Below are 16,338 nucleotides of genomic sequence, written 5' to 3' on the forward strand. Positions count from 1 at the left end.
TTAGTTGTTGGATTTTATTTCTTGCCGCCGGCTTTGCCGACTTTTCTGACAATATGCTCATCAAAATAGCGAATGCCTTTTCCCTTATAAGGTTCAGGTTTTCGGATATCTCTGATTTGAGCTGCGGTTAGCCCAACAAGCTCTTTATCAATGCCCTGGATGTTTATGGAATTATCCTTATCAACTGTAGCGGTTATCCCTTCTGGCAAGATGAATTCAACGCCATTGGAATAACCGACATTCAATGTCAATGTTTGAGCATTAATATTTGCTCTATATCCGACGCCTTCAACCATGAGTTTCTTTGCAAACCCTTGATGAACGCCAACAATCATATTATTAATGAGTGATCGGGTCATGCCCCATAGGGCCATAACCTTTTTGCTGGTGCCCTTAGGGGTGCAAATTAACATGTTGTCCTGCTCATTGACATCAATCTCAGGACGAATATCACGCTCAAGAGTGCCTTTTCCACCCAACACGGTAACATGAGTTCCCTGTATTTCAACTTTAATTCCGGTTGGAATTGGTATCGGTTGTTTACCTATTCTGGACATTAGCTTCTCCTTATAACAACAAAACTAAAGCAATTTACCATACTTCACAGAGTAATTCGCCGCCGATATTCCGCAACCTCGCTTCTTTATCGGTAACGACTCCCTTTGACGTCGTCAAAATTGCCACGCCAAGACCACTCATTACTTTGGGGATTTTATTACTCGTTTTGTACTGTCTATGACCCGGTTTGCTTACTCGTCTAATACCGGTAATGACACGTTCGTTCTGTCCCCCGTATTTCAGGTCAAGCTTCAGTGTCCCTTGAGGACCTTCCTCGTTGATTGAGTAGTCAGAGATATAACCTTCGTCTTTTAATACTTTTGCTACACTGACCTTAAGTTTTGACAATGGCATCTCAACTGAACTAAAACGCGACTTCGTTGCATTTCTAATTCTTGTCAGCATATCAGCCAACGGGTCACTCATGGACATTGAATAATTCCTCTTAATGAAATTAAAATACTAGATTGAAAAACGTGCTAGCAATTACCAACTGGACTTGGTTACGCCAGTGATTTGGCCCTGAGAAGCGAGCTTGCGAAAGCATAATCTACATAACCCAAATTTTCGGTAATAAGCCCTTGATCTCCCGCAAAGTGGGCAACGATTGTAAGCACGGACAGAAAACTTTGGCGTGCGTTTAGCCTTGGCAATGAGTGATTTTTTTGCCACAGAATCCTCCTCAGAAACGACGTGAGCGTTAGTTAGTCAGTTAAACAGTTTGTTTTTTTCTAAAAGGCATGCCAATTGCCTCAAGCAAGGCGCGAGCACCGTCGTCGGTTTTCGAAGTCGTTACAATGGTGACATTAAAACCACGGATCTGATCGATTTTATCGTAATCGATCTCGGGAAAAATAATGTGTTCAGTCACACCCATCGAAAAATTTCCCCGCCCGTCAAAGCCTTTAGGGGATACGCCGCGAAAATCCCGAACCCGAGGCAAGGCTATGTTGATGAGTTTGGCAAGAAAATTATACATACGATCTCTTCTTAAAGTAACGCGGGTCCCAATGGGCATTCCTTCGCGCAGTTTAAACGTCGCAATCGATTTTTTTGCACGTGTGACAACGGCCTTTTGACCCGATATTAAGGTTAATTCTTGTGCAGCCTTTTCAACTATCTTAGGGTTTTGAACTGCTTCGCCAAGGCCCATGTTAAGGACGATCTTGTCGATACGCGGAATATCCATGACATTGGCTATTCCCAACTGTTGTTGAAGTGCAGCTTTCAGTTCGTTCTCGTATTGTTCTTTCAGGGTACCCATTATTTACTCCGTAAGCAGACAGTATCTACTATTTAGCTGACTCGATCGTTGCTTTACAATTTTTACAAATTCGCACTTTAGTGCCGTCGTCCAGCAAATGCTTGCCCATCCTTACGGTTTCAGCGCATTCAGGGCAAACGAGCATAACATTGGAAATATGTATTGCTGCCTCTCGTTCAATAATTTGCCCCGGCTGGGAGGCGTCAGTCGCTTTCTGATGTTTTTTTATCAAATTGATACGCTCTACAATGATGCGATCATTTTCGCGTTCAATCCTTAGAACCTTACCAACGCGACCTTTGTCTTTGCCGGCTATCACTTCAACTTTATCATTAACGCGTATTTTTGAATTTCCCTGGCGCATGTCTATATTCCTCGATATCTCTTAATAATAAAAATTTTATAAAACTTCAGGCGCGAGAGATATGATTTTCATAAATCCCAAGGATCTGAGTTCTCGAGCTATCGGGCCAAAAATACGAGTCCCTATGGGTTCGCCATTATTGGCTAGGAGAACTGCCGCGTTTTCATCAAACTTAACAGTAGTGTCTTCGGGGCGTCTGATAGCCTTAACAGTTCGTACAACCACAGCATTAAGCACATCCCCCTTTTTAACCTTTGCATGGGGAATAGCTTCTTTGACTGTCACTACAATAATGTCGCCAATACGTGCATAACGCTTTCTTGTGCCACCCAAGACTCTAATGCAGAGAACTTTTTTGGCGCCAGAGTTATCGGCAACATTCAACACGGTTTCAGTTTGGATCATGACCTCACCCGATTATCTTCTCAATTCTTATCGTTAAGCTTTGATAGGTGGCATAAAAATTTATGCGGCACGCTCAATTATATTTCGAACAAGCCATCTTTTACTTTTAGAAAGCGGGCGACATTCTTCAATTAAGACGAGATCGCCAATTTGGCATTGATTCGAGGCATCGTGAGCCATATACTTTACCTGCTGACGAATATATTTCCCATAGAGTTTATGAGGAATTTTTCGCTCGACGATGATGACAACGCTTTTATCCATTTTGTTGCTTACAACAAAGCCTTGTCGCGTTTTCTTTACTTGAGTACTCATATTGTCTTCCAAGTCGGTTGTTAATCAGTTACGCAGATTGGTTTTGTTTTTTTTCAGCAATTACCGTCCGGACTCTTGCTATGTCTTTTTTCAATTGACTCAGTTTCGCTGGATTTTCAAGACGTCTAATTCCATGCTTAAAGCGGAGTTTAAAAAGGTCTTCGCGCATTTCATTATCTTTCATTTGCAAATCTTCAACAGCTAAGCTTCTCAAGTCTTTTGCTTTCATATCGTTTTACTCTTACTGATAACCGTTGTAGGAAACGGTAATTTAAAACTAGCGAGTCGCAACGCTTCCAAGGCCAATTCTTCAGGCACACCCTTCAATTCATAGAGAATGCGACCTGGACGAATAGTAGCCACCCAATACTCTGGGACACCCTTGCCTTTACCCATTCGAGTTTCAGCGGGTTTTTTGGTAATGGGTTTATCAGGAAAAACACGAATCCAAAGTTTTCCGCCACGTTTAACTTTGCGATTAATTGCGATACGAGCAGCTTCAATTTGTTGCGCAGTCATCCGCCCGCACCCTACAGCTTTGAGCGCATAATCTCCGAACGCCAGTTCAGCGCCACGGTAGGCCTCTCCATGCATCCTGCCTTTATGCTGTTTCCTATGTTTTACTTTACGAGGACTTAACATGTGTACAAACTCCTAGGGAAAGTCGATCAAATCGGCGGATAGAGTTAATCGTAAATCAATTAGCCGGCGAGGCATGCTCACCTGCACTCTCTGTGTCCGCGAGAATCTCACCTTTGAATATCCAAACCTTAACACCGATTATGCCGTAAGTCGTTTTGGCTTCAGCTGTTCCATAATCAATATCAGCGCGTAACGTATGCAATGGCACTCGGCCTTCTTTAAACCACTCCGTGCGCGACATTTCTGCGCCGCCAAGCCGACCTGAACAGGAAATTTTGATTCCTTGAACACCAAATCTCAGGGCCGAGTTGATTGACTTTTTCATGGCCCGACGAAATGCGATGCGGCGTTCAAGCTGAGTGGCTATATTTTCAGCCACAAGTTGAGCGTCAGCTTCAGGGCGCCGCACTTCTTGGATATCGATAAAGCAATTCCGCTTGAACTTCTGTTCGAGATCCTTTTTGAGCCCTTCAATCTCCGTCCCTTTTTTTCCGATAACAATCCCAGGACGCGCGGTGAACAATTTCACTTTAACCTTTTCACCGGTTCGTTCGATAACGATCCTTGAAACACCAGCATGAAAGAGTCGTTGCTTCAGATACTTTCGTATAAGTTGATCCTGATGCAAATTGCTGGCGTAATCTTTATCAGCATACCAAATAGATTCCCAAGAGCGTGTAATATTAATACGCAGTCCAATGGGATTGACTTTTTGTCCCAAGATAATCCTCCGTTCCCTTCTAGTAGTGTCAAAAAGTGTCGATTATTGGTTACGCTTCATCGACGATCACGGTGATGTGGCTCGTGCGTTTAAGAATTCGGGTAGCTCTTCCCTGTGCCCTAGGGCTAAAACGTTTTAACATTGGGCCACCGTCAACGGAAATTTCCTTCACATACAAGGTATCCACGTCAACAGAATCCGTCTGATCAGCGTTGGCGACAGCCGACTCTAATACCTTGCGAATAATTCGCGCGGCCTTTTTAGGCATGAAACGCAAGGTGGTGACAGCTTTCTCGGCATTCATGCCACGTATAACGTCTGCCACAAGGCGCGCTTTTTGTGGTGAAATCCGTATATATTTTGCGACGGCTTTTGTTTCCATCGTTTTCACTCCTAAGGATCTTGCTGCAAGATCAGTTATTGCTTATCTGCCTTTTTTGTCTGACGCATGCCCATAATATGTCCGGGTAGGAGAAAACTCACCGAGTTTGTGCCCTACCATATTTTCGCTGACATAAACGGGAATAAACTTGTTCCCATTATGAACTGCGAAAGTCAAACCAACCATTTCCGGCAATATATCAGAGCGTCTGGACCAAGTTTTAATGACCTTGCGCGAGCCAGCCTCTTGAGCCTGCTCAACTTTCTTCATCAGATGGCCATCTACAAAAGGACCTTTTTTAATGGATCGAGCCATAATCTATCTCTCCCTTCACTATTTCCGCTTATTGACGATGTCACGATCAGATGTTTTTCGCTTCCGAGTTTTGTATCCTTTTGTCGGCATGCCCCACGGTGAACAAGGATGGCGTCCGCCGGAGCTTTTTCCTTCACCACCGCCCATGGGGTGATCAACCGGATTCATTGCGACACCACGAACAGAAGGACGAATCCCTTTCCACCGAGAGCGCCCAGCCTTACCCAGTTTCTGACTGCCGTACTCTGAATTGCCAACTTGTCCAATGCACGCCCTACAATCTTTATTAAATCTTCGTACTTCCCCAGAGGGCAACTTAACGAGCACTTGATTTCCGTCTTTAGCCATCAATTGAGCAGAAACGCCAGCTGACCTGACGAGTTGAGCTCCTTTGCCAATTTTCATCTCAATATTGTGGATAACGGTACCCAATGGAATATTGATCATAGGCAAACAATTGCCTACCTTGATGTCAGCCCCTCCGCCGGCGACAACAGTGTCGCCAACCGCGATCCCATTTGGCGCCAGAATATAGGCGCGCTCACCGTCTGCATAGGTTAAAAGAGCCAAGTTGGCAGAACGATTGGGATCGTACTCAATCGCCGTCACTTTTGCAGGGATTTCAACTTTATTCCGTTTCCAATCAATAATTCTATATTTCCTTTTATGCCCGCCACCTTTGTGACGAGCCGTAACCCGCCCATAAGTGTTACGCCCCCCTGTCTTTCGCAGTGCTGACGTGAGGCTTTTTTCAGGCTCTTTTTCAGAGAGATATGCCTGATGGATAGAGACGTGGTGTCGATTTCCAGGTGATGTCGGTTTATGGATTTTTATAGACATTGCAATTCCTATAATCTCTGCTGACCTTAATCAATAAATTTGGATCAAAGCTCGTCGAGAAAATTAATTTTCCCTTCGGACAAGGTGATATATGCTTTTTTCCAATCACTCGTCTTCCCAGCGGATCGAGCACCTACCCGTTTTTGCTTCCCCGTCATATTTGTTGTCGCAACTTTTGCCACCGTTACGCCAAACAAGCTCTCAACCGCATTTTTTATTTCAATTTTATTTGCGCGTCGGTCGACTTTAAAAATGACTTTTGACTGAGTTTCCTGAAGCGCGTTGCTTTTTTCAGTCAAGCATGGGCTTTTGATTACATCATAAATAGCCTTCATACCATCAACCTCTCTTCAATTAGGGGAAGACTAGATTGAAGCAGCATTAATTTTGAATACTTCAAAATATCATATACATTCAATCCAGCTACCGGCAAGACTTTGTAAGCAACAGCATTTCTCGACGACAAGTTGATGTTGTCATCCAGTTCGCCTGTAACAATGAGACAATTTTCAAATTGAAAATTATTCATAACATTGACGAACTCTTTTGTTTTGGCCTCAGGCAATTCAAATTTGTCAACAACAACCAAATTGCCTTCCAGCTTGCGAGCAGTCATGGCCATCTTGAGGGCAAGTCGCTTGACCTTTTTAGGCATTGTATAGCTATAATCTCTGGGCTTGGGTCCAAACACCGTTCCGCCACCTCGCCAAACAGGAGAGGTTCGACTGCCGGCGCGAGCGCGTCCAGTCCCTTTTTGGCGCCATGGTTTAGCGCCTCCCCCACTCACTTCACCTCGAGTTTTGGTGCAAGCATTGCCGCTTCGCCGATTGGCTCTTTGCATACAAACGACTTCGTGCAAAATGCCCGTGTTGATTTCGACATTAAACAACAGATCGTTTAAGTCAATTTCACCAACTTTTTCAGCTCGAATATTTAAAATATCACAAACTGCCATGAGAATCTCCTTAAAAGCTGTCCAGGGGATTACGCTTTTGTATAAATATTGAGTAATCCATTTTTTGCTCCTGGCACAGTACCACGAACAAGCAACACATTCTCTTCGTTTCGAATGTCGATAATCTTCAAATTTTTCTGAGTCATCGCCTCGTTGCCCATTTGGCCCGGCATTTTCTTCCCTTTCAATACTCGTGACGGCCAAGCACTGCAACCAATCGAACCTGGAGCTCTATGGAATCCGGAACCATGACTAGCGCCACCGCCCGAAAAACCATGCCTTTTCATGACGCCTTGAAAGCCTCTCCCTTTGCTCTTGCCAGAGATATCAACGATGTCGCCAATCGCCACTACTTCTGAAAGTGTAATCTGCTGGCCGACTTCATACGCTTCGGGATTAGAGATTCTAAATTCCTTGATGTGATAGAATCCTTTCCCTCCGGATCGTTTACAATGTCCAAGCTCTGGTTGATTCATACGGGATTCTTTCTTCTCGAGAAAACCGACTTGGATTGCGTCGTAGCCTTCCTTTTGAACAGTTTTCTTTTGTAGAATTGTACATGGCCCGGCTTCAATAACAGTCACCGGAATGGATCGGCCATTTTCATCATAGACCCGAGTCATTCCTAATTTCCGTCCTAGTATTCCTTTTGTATTCGGCATCTGTCTACCTGAATTCAATTCTTAATCACTTGAAGTGATTATAATTTAATCAATCAGTTTATTGCTTGCGCCAACAAATCAGGGGAGTTTTATTTCCACATCAACACCAGCAGACAACTCTAGCTTCATCAACGAATCAATGGTTTGTTGCGTTGGTTCAAGTATGTCAAGCAACCTACGATGAGTTCTCATCTCAAACTGCTCGCGTGATTTTTTGTCTACGTGGGGTGATCTTAGCACTGTATATTTATTAATGCTTGTTGGCAACGGTATCGGACCAACAACAGTTGCTCCAGTGCGCCGTGCAGTGTCAACTATTTCGCGAGTGGACAGATCAAGCAATTTGTGATCGTAACCCTTCAATCTAATCCGGATTTTATCTGTCGGAATCATAACTCTCCTTTTATTCGATGATTTCGCTGACGACGCCGGCACCGACAGTGCGACCGCCTTCGCGGATAGCGAAGCGAAGTCCCGCTTCCATCGCAATCGGTGTAATCAATTCACCAGTGATGTGAATATTGTCGCCGGGCATTACCATTTCCACCCCCTCTTCGAGGGTGCAAACGCCGGTAACGTCAGTGGTCCGGAAGTAAAACTGCGGGCGATAACCGTTGAAGAAAGGGGTGTGCCGACCGCCCTCCTCCTTGTTGAGTATATACGCCTCGGCTTTGAATTTTTTGTGCGGCTTTATCGAGCCTGGCTTAGCCAGAACTTGACCCCGAACAATGTCCTCACGTTTGACGCCGCGCAACAAGGCACCAATGTTGTCGCCAGCCTGCCCTTCGTCTAGCAACTTACGGAACATTTCAACGCCAGTACAAGTGGTCTTCGCGGTAGGACGGATGCCCACAATTTCAACCTCGTCGCCGACATGGACGACGCCGCGTTCAATGCGGCCGGTGGCGACGGTGCCCCGGCCAGAAATCGAAAAAACGTCCTCGACCGGCATTAAAAACGGCTTGTCAATGGCGCGTTCAGGTTGAGGAATGTAGCTATCGACCGCTTCCATCAGCGTCCAGATGCATTTGGCCTTTTCCTCGTCCTCCGGAAATTCCAGCGCGTTCAAAGCTGACCCCTGGATGATAGGAATGTCGTCACCTGGAAAATCATACTTGTCGAGCAGCTCTCGCAACTCCATCTCAACCAGCTCAATCAACTCTGGATCGTCGACCATGTCGCATTTGTTGAGGAACACCACCATAGCCGGAACGCCAACCTGACGAGCCAACAGGATATGCTCCCGTGTTTGCGGCATAGGGCCGTCTGTGGCGGCAACGACCAGAATAGCGCCGTCCATCTGGGCGGCGCCCGTGATCATATTCTTTATATAGTCGGCATGACCTGGGCAATCCACATGGGCATAATGGCGCAAAGTGGTCTCGTATTCAACGTGAGCAGTCGCAATGGTAATGCCGCGCTCCTTCTCTTCTGGCGCTTTGTCGATTTCACTGAAGTCAGTGAACTTGGCCATGTTTTTGGTCGACAGAACCCGGGTGATTGCCGCCGTCAGAGTTGTTTTGCCATGGTCAATGTGACCGATTGTTCCTACATTGACATGCGGCTTTGTCCGCTCAAATTTTTCCTTCGCCATTAATGCACCTCAATCGGGTATAAGAGTTATACGCCTTTAATCTTATGTATGATTATTTCAGCTCGTTTTGCCGGAACCACAGCAAATTCACAAAAAAACATCGAAAAAGTGGCGCGGCCCTGTGTAGCCGAGCGAAGATCAGTTGAAAACCCAAACAACTCCGCTAGAGGCGCTTTGCCATGGACAACTTGCCGCCCTTTTTCAACATCAACTCCATTCACTTGCGCGCGTTTCCTGTTGAGGTCGTTGATTACCTCGCCCAAGTATTCGTCAGGAGTCACTATCTCAAGATTCATCACCGGTTCCATAAGAACCGGCTCGGCCAGAGACGCCGCTTTTCGACAAGCCATTGTCGCTGCGACGCCAAACGCCATATCTGTCGATTTTTCCTCATCATAGGAGCCGCCCACTAACCTTGCGACGACATCCATCATCGGATATCCGATAAGCGGCCCTGAATCAAGACTGTCAAGCACGCCTTTTTTTATAGATTCGATATACTGTGGGGGTACTTGACTCTCATCAACCATGCATTCAAACTGGTTGCCGCTGCCTTTCGCCCCTGGCGCTATTTCTATTTCGACATGCCCATACTGCTCTTTGCCGCTGCCCATGGTTTCGAAACGTCCTTCAGATTTGGCCGTCTGAGTGACCGTTTCCCGGTAGGCTACTTGCGGCCTCCCGACGTTTGCCGAAACCTTAAAATCACGAATGAGCCTATCAACAATAATTTCGAGGTGTAGTTCACCCATACCGGAAATAATCGTCTGTCCGGTTTCTTCGCTCAAGGCGATTTTGAAACTAGGGTCCTCGCGGGCAATCTTTTCCAAGCTCTCCGCAAGAAGCGCTTCATCTGCCTTTGTTTTCGGCTCTATGGCAACGCCTATCACCGGCTCAGGAAACACTATGCTTTCCAAAACGATAAAGTCGCCATTATCGCACAACGTATCGCCAGTGCGAGTAAATTTGAGCCCCACAATCGCACCGATATCCCCAGCGCCTATGGACGAAATCTCTTCGCGCTTGTTGGCGTGCAGTTTGAGTAGTTTCGAGATTTTTTCCGTTTTATCTTTACGCGGATTTGCCACTTTGTCGCCTGTCTTCAGTTCACCTGAGTACACACGAATAAATGCCAAATTCCCAACGTACGGATCCGTCTGCAGCTTAAACACCAAACCACAGAACTTCTCACTCCTCTCGGGCTTGCGGACAAGCGGCGCACCGTCCTTATCCGTCCCCTCTACTGGGGGAACATCAACGGGTGACGGCAGATACCATGCAATTGCATCTAACAAGGGTTGAATTCCCTTGTTTTTAAATGCAGAACCGCAAAGCACCGGCACGACATTCATTGCCAGCGTGGCATTACGCAACGCAGCACGAATTTCACCGGGAGTAATCTCTTGATCGTTTAAATATTTTTCCATGACGCTCTCATCGAAGTCGGCCAACTTCTCGATGAGCGCCATTCTTGCGGCCGTTGATTCTTGGAGCAGTGCATCAGGCACCGCTTCTTCATTGATGATTTGCCCCATAGAGCTTTCATCAAATCTAAGCAGCTTTTGCGCGATGAGATCAATTATACCTGCGAATTGATCTTCACTGCCTACGGGTAGCGATATCGCAACAGGATTCGCTCCCAAACGTTGTTCGATCTGCTGAACGCACCGGTCAAAAGAGGCCCCGATACGATCCATTTTATTAACAAAAGCAACACGCGGAATTCGATAATGATCAGCTTGGCGCCAGACTGTTTCCGACTGGGGCTCAACTCCGCCAACGGCGCAAAAAACCGCAACCGCCCCATCCAAAACCCGCAGACACCTCTCAACCTCGACAGTAAAGTCAACGTGTCCCGGGGTGTCAATTATGTTAATTTGACACTCTTTCCATCTGCAGGTTGTGGCGGCTGAGGTAATGGTTATCCCCCGCTCCTGCTCCTGCTCCATCCAATCCATAACAGCCGTGCCGTTATGGACCTCACCGAGTTTATGCGAGCGCCCTGTGTAATAAAGAATCCGCTCTGTTGTCGTGGTCTTTCCGGCATCGATATGAGCCATTATGCCGATATTGCGAACGCTCGACAACTGATCTGTCACGGCCACAATCAATACCCATCGCTTCTATTGCACTGCTTAGCCAAAAGATAAAAGCGCGCCATCCAAGCAACCGCTTCGCGAGCAAACAGCGCCCCCCCAGACAGCAAGCAGCGAGACGCCCCTACCATCTGTAATGGGCAAAAGCCTTGTTGGCTTCAGCCATTTTATGCGTATCATCCTTCTTTTTGACGGAAGCGCCTCGATTGCTAAAGGCATCCAAAAGTTCGGCGGCAAGCTTTTCAGACATTGTTTGCCCAGAACGACTTTTCGAGAAGTTTATAATCCAGCGAATGGCCAAGGCGTTGCGACGCTCTGGGCGCACCTCAACAGGCACCTGATAAGTTGCACCGCCGACGCGTCGACTTTTCACCTCAACACGAGGACGAACATTCTCCATCGCCCCCTCGAAAATAGCCATCGGCTCCTGATCAGAAACCTTGCCGCCGATAATCTCCATCGCATCATAAAACAGACGCCGAGCAACAGTTTTTTTCCCGTCGCCCATCAATCCATTGGTAAACTTGGAAACCAACACGGAATTGAATCTTGGATCCGGAGCAACGGGCCGCTTATCTAGTAATTTTTTTCGTGGCATACTATAACTCGTCTTGAATCGTGTCAGGAATTATTTAGGACGCTTCGCGCCATACTTCGACCGGCCTTGGCGACGATCATTCACACCGAGCGTATCCAAGGTGCCGCGAATAATATGATAGCGCACACCAGGCAGATCCTTCACGCGACCGCCACGGATCAGCACCACCGAGTGCTCCTGGAGATTGTGACCTATGCCGGGTATGTACGACGTCACCTCGATCCCGTTGGTCAACCTAACCCTCGCAACCTTACGCAACGCAGAGTTTGGTTTCTTAGGGGTCGTAGTGTACACCCGCACGCACACGCCTCTTTTTTGCGGACAGCTTTGCAAAGCAGGCGTATTGGTGCGATTGGTCATCTTTTTTCGTCTCTTCCTGACGAGTTGATTAATAGTGGGCATGCAGGCAGCTCCTTTAAAAAATGCGATCAAGCTCCCCTCGCAGCTGGAGGAGAACATGAAAGGACAAATATTTAATCGAATGAAGCAAAAAGGTCAAGCTTTATCTTTGTCAATTATCACGGTTAAGGCGGTACTGCGGTAATCCGGTTCCAGCCGAAATCAACCGGCCCATAATAACGTTTTCTTTTAATCCAGAAAGATTGTCTATTTTTCCAGCCATGGCGGCGTTCGTCAGCACCTTTGTGGTTTCCTGAAATGAGGCTGCAGAAATAAAAGAATCGGTAGAGAGAGACGCCTTGGTAACGCCGAGAAGCAAGGGTTCGGCCGCAGCCGGATGTCCGCCTTCTTGAAGTAAACGCTCATTCTCCTCCTGAAATTTCCACCACTCAACCTGTTGATCCAGCATAAAGCGAGAATCGCCGGCATCAGTTATACGGACTCGCTTTAACATCTGACGCACAATGGTCTCTATGTGCTTGTCGTTGATCTTAACACCCTGCAATCGATACACTTCCTGAATCTCGTTAACAAGGAAACGAGCTAACGCCTCAGCGCCTTTGACGCGAAGAATATCGTTGGGCAGACGTATGCCTTCCATCAAAGGATCGCCGGCTTCAACCCGGTCGTTCTCATGGACAGTAATGTGTTTTGATTTGGGAATCAGGTATTCCTTGGGCTCGCCAATCTCAGGAGTGACGACAACACGCCTCTTGCCTTTAAGATCCTTCCCAAACGTTACACGTCCTTCGATTTCAGAGATGATGGCCTGTTCCTTGGGCTTGCGCACCTCGAACAACTCGGCGACTCGCGGCAGACCGCCAGTAATATCCTTCGTTTTCGTGGTTTCCCGAGGAATTTTTGCGATAACGGTGCCAGCTGTAATCACATCGTGTTCGCTGACGGTAATAATCGAGCCTACAGGCAATGGATAGCGCGCTGCTAATTCGCCGTCGGGAAGTTTCATTGTCCGTCCCCGGTCGTCTTTGATGGATACACGAGGATTCATTTGCTTAGTCGAACTCCCAGGCGTGATGACCTTGCTGGCCTTGCCGGTGATCTGGTCAACCCGCTCCTGCATGGTGTCGCCTTCAACAACATCGCCGTATTTGACTTTACCGCTAACTTCAGCCACGATGGGGATGGAAAATGCGTCCCAGTCGGCAATAACGGTTCCGGGATCGACTCCTTTGCCGTCAGTGATTCGCAGCGTGGCCCCATAAGGAACAGGAAAACGTTCCCGGTCAACGCCCTGATCGTCGAGAACAGTAATCTCGGCGTTTCGGTTCATGACCACTTCGTAGCCTTCGCTATTGGTAACCGAGTGCAAATTCTTATATTTAATTTGCCCACCGCGTTGCGTCCGAACCTCCGCCTGTTCGACGGCGCCGCGAGCGGTGCCGCCGATGTGGAAGGTTCGCATGGTCAACTGCGTGCCAGGTTCGCCGATGGATTGTGCCGCAATGATGCCAACCGATTCGCCGATATTGACCATATGCCCGCGCCCTAAATCGCGGCCGTAACACATGGCGCACACACCGCGTTTCGCTTCGCAGGTCAGCACTGATCTAATGTGAACCCGATCAATGCCGGCAGCTTCAATAGCTTCAACCTTGTCTTCGGTGATCTCCTCGTCCATGCCGGCCAAGACCTGCCCAGTGTGCGGATCGACCACATCCTCAAGGGCGACTCGGCCAAGAATGCGCTCGCCGATGCGTACAATCACTTCGCCGCCCTCTATCAGCGGTTCGGCCAATGTGCCGCGCATCGTACCGCAATCTTTCATGATGATGGTGGAATCCTGCGCAACGTCAACAAGCCGTCTGGTCAGATAACCAGAGTTGGCAGTTTTGAGTGCCGTATCCGCCAGACCTTTACGCGCGCCGTGGGTAGAAATGAAATACTCAAGGACGCTTAGGCCTTCGCGAAAGTTGGCCTTAATCGGCGTTTCAATAATCTCGCCGGAAGGCTTGGCCATTAGGCCGCGCATCCCCGCCAACTGTCGAATTTGATCCTTGGAGCCACGCGCGCCTGAATCAGCCATGATGTACACGGAGTTGAAACTTTTAATCTCCTGCACCTTGCCGGAAATGTCGGGCATAAACTCTACCGCCATCTCGTCCATCATTTCTTTGGTGATCTTGTCGGTGGCCTTTGACCAAATATCTATGATTTTATTGTACTTTTCACCATCAGTGATCAAACCGTCGGAATACTGCTGATCAACATCGGCAGCTTCTCTTTCCGCATCTTCGACAAACTCTTCCTTTCGAACCGGAATTTTCATGTCGTTGATGCAGATGGAAATTCCAGCACGGGTGGCATACTCGTAGCCGAGATCCTTCAGGCGATCAGCAAGGATGACAGTTTCCTTGGTTCCGCCATGGCGGTAGGTATAGTCAATTAAAAACGCCAGTTCCTTTTTGGACAGCTCCTTGTTCACCAGGGAATAAGGAATCATCGACGGCAGCAGATCGCCTACAAGCATCCGGCCGATGGTGGTGTCCACCAACACGCCTTTGATGCGCACTTTTACCCGCGCCTGCATATGGGCGGCGCCATGGTCATAGGCAATCCGAGCCTCCGCGGCAGAACCGAAAACAGCCCCCTCGCCCACCACGCCCAGTCGTTCACGGGTCATATAGTACAGCCCAAGAACAATGTCCTGGCTGGGGATAATAATGGGGCCGCCGTTGGCAGGCGACAGGATGTTGTTGGTGGACATCATCAACACTCGCGCCTCCACCTGAGCTTCAACAGACAAGGGCACATGCACCGCCATCTGATCGCCGTCGAAGTCGGCGTTGAACGCAGCACAGACTAAGGGATGCAATTGAATGGCCTTGCCCTCAATCAGCACCACCTCAAAGGCCTGCATGCCTAATCTATGCAGGGTAGGCGCGCGGTTAAGAATGACAGGATACTCCTGGACGATGTCGTCAAGAACGTCCCACACCTCTTTTGTGCCTTTTTCCACCATTTTGCGGGCGCTTTTAATCGTGGTGACGTACCCCTTGCGCTCCAGTTTGTTGTAGATAAAAGGCTTAAAAAGTTCGAGCGCCATTTTCTTAGGCAAACCGCACTGATGCAGCCGGAGATGCGGCCCAACGACAATAACGGAACGTCCGGAATAATCAACCCGCTTACCCAACAGATTCTGCCGGAAACGTCCCTGCTTGCCCTTCAGCATGTCGGACAGCGACTTAAGCGGTCTTTTGTTAGGCCCTGTGATGGTGCGACCTCGCCGACCATTGTCGAACAGGACGTCTACCGCTTCCTGCAACATCCGTTTCTCGTTGCGGATAATAATGTCGGGCGCATCCAACTCGAGAAGTCGTTTCAGGCGATTATTGCGGTTAATGACCCGGCGATACAGATCATTCAAGTCCGAGGTGGCAAACCGTCCGCCTTCCAAGGGAACCAACGGACGCAAGTCAGGGGGCAAGACCGGAATGACTTCGAGAATCATCCATTCGGGACGATTGCCGGAATCACGAAAGGCCTCGACCACGTTCAATCGCTTGCCGTACTTGGTGCGTTTGGTGACGGAGCCAGTTTCTTTCATTTCTTTACGCAATGTTTCGGAAAGCTCCTTTAAGTCGAGCCCCATCAACATCTCGCGAATAGCCTCCGCGCCAATGCCCACCCGAAATTTTCCGGGATGTTCTTCAAGCGCCGTGCGATACTGATCCTCATTGAGCAACGAACCAACCGGCAAATCTTCCACCCCTGAAGCGACCACCGCATAGGACTCGAAGTACAGGATGCGTTCCAGTTGCTTCAACGTCATGTCAAGGATCGCCCCTATTTTTGATGGGAGGCTTTTCAGAAACCAAATGTGGGCGACTGGAGCGGCCAGCTCAATATGACCCAGGCGCTCGCGCCGCACCTTGGATTGAATAACTTCAACTCCGCATTTTTCGCACACGACGCCGCGGTGTTTCATGCGTTTATACTTGCCGCAATTGCACTCGTAATCTTTGACTGGTCCAAAAATTTTGGCGCAAAACAGACCGTCGCGTTCTGGCTTAAACGTCCGATAGTTGATGGTTTCCGGTTTTTTTACTTCTCCATGCGACCACTCCCTAATTTTGTCCGGCGAGGCGAGTGAAATCTTCACCTGATTAAAAATGACGGGACCTTTTGGTTTTGCAAAGAAGCTAAACAGTTCTTCCACGAATTCACCTATTTTATATTCAAATCAACCCGTTTATACGGCGAAATCCAG

The 16,338-nt window shown here is 47.9% G+C and carries 22 protein-coding genes; all 22 read right to left on the reverse strand.

The genetic code is table 11. The features are described from left to right. Window positions 1-14: 14 nt before the first annotated feature. A complete protein-coding gene (gene rplF, locus RCH93_RS14025; RefSeq protein ID WP_306549042.1) occupies window positions 15-557 on the reverse strand; it encodes a 50S ribosomal protein L6 in 543 nt (180 codons plus the stop codon). Between the two features lie 34 nt (window positions 558-591). Further along, window positions 592-990 carry a 30S ribosomal protein S8 gene (gene rpsH, locus RCH93_RS14030; RefSeq protein ID WP_306549043.1) on the reverse strand — a complete coding sequence of 133 codons (399 nt, stop codon included), beginning with the start codon at window positions 988-990 and terminating at the stop codon, window positions 592-594. A 54-nt stretch (window positions 991-1,044) separates the two neighbouring features. Continuing rightward, on the reverse strand, window positions 1,045-1,230 hold the full coding sequence (locus tag RCH93_RS14035) for a type Z 30S ribosomal protein S14 (protein ID WP_306549044.1): 186 nt from the start codon (window positions 1,228-1,230) through the stop codon (window positions 1,045-1,047). Window positions 1,231-1,270: 40 nt separating this feature from the next. Further along, window positions 1,271-1,822 carry a 50S ribosomal protein L5 gene (gene rplE, locus RCH93_RS14040; protein ID WP_306549045.1) on the reverse strand — a complete coding sequence of 184 codons (552 nt, stop codon included), beginning with the start codon at window positions 1,820-1,822 and terminating at the stop codon, window positions 1,271-1,273. 28 nt (window positions 1,823-1,850) lie between these two features. Then, complete coding sequence (gene rplX, locus RCH93_RS14045; protein ID WP_306549046.1) at window positions 1,851-2,186, reverse strand: 50S ribosomal protein L24; 336 nt, start codon at window positions 2,184-2,186, stop codon at window positions 1,851-1,853. A 36-nt stretch (window positions 2,187-2,222) separates the two neighbouring features. Beyond that, window positions 2,223-2,591, reverse strand: a complete 369-nt coding sequence (gene rplN / locus RCH93_RS14050) for a 50S ribosomal protein L14 (RefSeq protein WP_306549047.1) — start codon at window positions 2,589-2,591, stop codon at window positions 2,223-2,225. Window positions 2,592-2,651: 60 nt separating this feature from the next. Further along, complete coding sequence (gene rpsQ / locus RCH93_RS14055) at window positions 2,652-2,906, reverse strand: 30S ribosomal protein S17 (RefSeq protein ID WP_306549048.1); 255 nt, start codon at window positions 2,904-2,906, stop codon at window positions 2,652-2,654. 28 nt (window positions 2,907-2,934) lie between these two features. Next, window positions 2,935-3,135 (reverse strand): 50S ribosomal protein L29, encoded by a 201-nt coding sequence (gene rpmC, locus RCH93_RS14060; protein ID WP_306549049.1) that lies wholly within the window; start codon window positions 3,133-3,135, stop codon window positions 2,935-2,937. Continuing rightward, a complete protein-coding gene (gene rplP, locus RCH93_RS14065) occupies window positions 3,132-3,548 on the reverse strand; it encodes a 50S ribosomal protein L16 (RefSeq protein WP_306549050.1) in 417 nt (138 codons plus the stop codon). Before rplP ends, rpmC begins: the two co-directional genes overlap by 4 nt. A gap of 55 nt (window positions 3,549-3,603) precedes the next feature. Continuing rightward, entirely contained in the window at window positions 3,604-4,269 is a 666-nt protein-coding gene (gene rpsC / locus RCH93_RS14070; protein ID WP_306549051.1) for a 30S ribosomal protein S3, read from the reverse strand. Between the two features lie 49 nt (window positions 4,270-4,318). Then, window positions 4,319-4,651, reverse strand: a complete 333-nt coding sequence (gene rplV, locus RCH93_RS14075; RefSeq protein ID WP_306549052.1) for a 50S ribosomal protein L22 — start codon at window positions 4,649-4,651, stop codon at window positions 4,319-4,321. 42 nt (window positions 4,652-4,693) lie between these two features. Beyond that, a complete protein-coding gene (rpsS, locus tag RCH93_RS14080; protein ID WP_306549053.1) occupies window positions 4,694-4,966 on the reverse strand; it encodes a 30S ribosomal protein S19 in 273 nt (90 codons plus the stop codon). Window positions 4,967-4,984: 18 nt separating this feature from the next. After that, on the reverse strand, window positions 4,985-5,806 hold the full coding sequence (gene rplB, locus RCH93_RS14085) for a 50S ribosomal protein L2 (RefSeq protein ID WP_306549054.1): 822 nt from the start codon (window positions 5,804-5,806) through the stop codon (window positions 4,985-4,987). Between the two features lie 44 nt (window positions 5,807-5,850). Then, window positions 5,851-6,141, reverse strand: coding sequence for a 50S ribosomal protein L23 (locus RCH93_RS14090; RefSeq protein WP_306549055.1), 291 nt, complete (start codon window positions 6,139-6,141; stop codon window positions 5,851-5,853). Then, on the reverse strand, window positions 6,138-6,761 hold the full coding sequence (rplD, locus tag RCH93_RS14095) for a 50S ribosomal protein L4 (RefSeq protein ID WP_306549056.1): 624 nt from the start codon (window positions 6,759-6,761) through the stop codon (window positions 6,138-6,140). The genes RCH93_RS14090 and rplD overlap by 4 nt, the downstream gene beginning before the upstream one ends. A gap of 29 nt (window positions 6,762-6,790) precedes the next feature. Next, window positions 6,791-7,423 (reverse strand): 50S ribosomal protein L3, encoded by a 633-nt coding sequence (gene rplC / locus RCH93_RS14100; protein WP_306549057.1) that lies wholly within the window; start codon window positions 7,421-7,423, stop codon window positions 6,791-6,793. Window positions 7,424-7,501: 78 nt separating this feature from the next. Further along, the gene (gene rpsJ, locus RCH93_RS14105) at window positions 7,502-7,813 is read right to left on the reverse strand and encodes a 30S ribosomal protein S10 (RefSeq protein WP_306549098.1); all 312 of its coding nucleotides are present in this window, start codon (window positions 7,811-7,813) and stop codon (window positions 7,502-7,504) included. A 13-nt stretch (window positions 7,814-7,826) separates the two neighbouring features. Beyond that, a complete protein-coding gene (gene tuf, locus RCH93_RS14110; RefSeq protein WP_306549058.1) occupies window positions 7,827-9,017 on the reverse strand; it encodes an elongation factor Tu in 1,191 nt (396 codons plus the stop codon). A gap of 26 nt (window positions 9,018-9,043) precedes the next feature. Next, complete coding sequence (gene fusA, locus RCH93_RS14115) at window positions 9,044-11,122, reverse strand: elongation factor G (protein WP_373693301.1); 2,079 nt, start codon at window positions 11,120-11,122, stop codon at window positions 9,044-9,046. Window positions 11,123-11,237: 115 nt separating this feature from the next. Further along, window positions 11,238-11,711, reverse strand: a complete 474-nt coding sequence (rpsG, locus tag RCH93_RS14120) for a 30S ribosomal protein S7 (RefSeq protein ID WP_306549060.1) — start codon at window positions 11,709-11,711, stop codon at window positions 11,238-11,240. A gap of 30 nt (window positions 11,712-11,741) precedes the next feature. After that, a complete protein-coding gene (rpsL, locus tag RCH93_RS14125) occupies window positions 11,742-12,113 on the reverse strand; it encodes a 30S ribosomal protein S12 (RefSeq protein WP_306549061.1) in 372 nt (123 codons plus the stop codon). Between the two features lie 109 nt (window positions 12,114-12,222). Continuing rightward, complete coding sequence (rpoC, locus tag RCH93_RS14130) at window positions 12,223-16,287, reverse strand: DNA-directed RNA polymerase subunit beta' (protein WP_306549062.1); 4,065 nt, start codon at window positions 16,285-16,287, stop codon at window positions 12,223-12,225. Window positions 16,288-16,338 lie beyond the last annotated feature (51 nt).

The sequence above is a fragment of the Desulfobulbus sp. genome, from assembly GCF_030824455.1.
Lineage (GTDB): Bacteria > Desulfobacterota > Desulfobulbia > Desulfobulbales > Desulfobulbaceae > Desulfobulbus.